Origin of the sequence: Burkholderia sp. Bp9031, assembly GCF_003857965.1 — a bacterium.
In the GTDB taxonomy this organism is placed as follows: Bacteria; Pseudomonadota; Gammaproteobacteria; order Burkholderiales; family Burkholderiaceae; genus Burkholderia; species Burkholderia ambifaria_A.
The window spans coordinates 1-888 of sequence record NZ_QTPW01000092.1 but is presented as its reverse complement, the minus strand read 5'-3'; the positions used below and the strand labels follow the sequence as shown (position 1 = coordinate 888).

At 64.5% G+C, this 888-nt stretch carries 1 protein-coding gene; it reads right to left on the bottom strand.

The annotated features are described in order from the left end of the window. Positions 1 to 888: serine hydroxymethyltransferase (gene glyA, locus DIE15_RS36635; protein WP_148095705.1), on the bottom strand; the 888-nt coding region annotated here is incomplete at both ends.

Here is an 888-nt window from a genome sequence, read left to right as displayed (position 1 = left end):
GCCGAAGCCGCGCGTCGTCATCGCCGGCGAACCCAGGCGGATGCCGCTCGTCACGAACGGCTTTTCCGGATCGTTCGGGATCGCGTTCTTGTTCACCGTGATGTGCGCAGCACCCAGCGCCGCTTCCGCTGCCTTGCCCGTGATGTTCTTCGCGCGCAGGTCCACCAGCATCACGTGGCTTTCGGTGCGACCCGACACGATGCGCAGGCCGCGCTTGACCAGCGTTTCAGCCAGCACGCGTGCGTTCTCGACCACCTTCTGCTGATATTCCTTGAACTCCGGCGACAGCGCTTCCTTGAACGCCACGGCCTTCGCCGCGATCACGTGCATCAGCGGGCCACCCTGGATGCCCGGGAAGATCGCCGAGTTGATCGGCTTCTCGTATTCCGACTTCATCAGGATCACGCCGCCGCGCGGGCCGCGCAGGCTCTTGTGCGTCGTCGTCGTCACGAAATCCGCGTGCGGCACCGGGTTCGGGTACACGCCCGCGGCGATCAGGCCCGCGTAGTGCGCCATGTCGACCATCAGGTACGCACCCACCGACTTCGCGATCTTCGCCAGACGCTCGAAGTCGATCTTCAGCGCGAATGCCGATGCACCCGCGACGATCAGCTTCGGCTTGTGCTCGTTTGCCAGCTTCTCGGCTGCGTCGTAGTCGATGTCTTCGTTTTCGTTCAGGCCGTAGCTCACCACGTTGAACCACTTGCCCGACATGTTCACCGGCGAGCCGTGCGTCAGGTGACCACCGTGCGCGAGGCTCAGGCCCATGATCGTGTCACCCGGCTTGAGCATCGCGAAGAACACGCCCTGGTTCGCCTGCGAACCCGAGTTCGGCTGCACGTTCGCGGCTTCCGCGCCGAACAGCTGCTTCACGCGGTCGATCGCCAG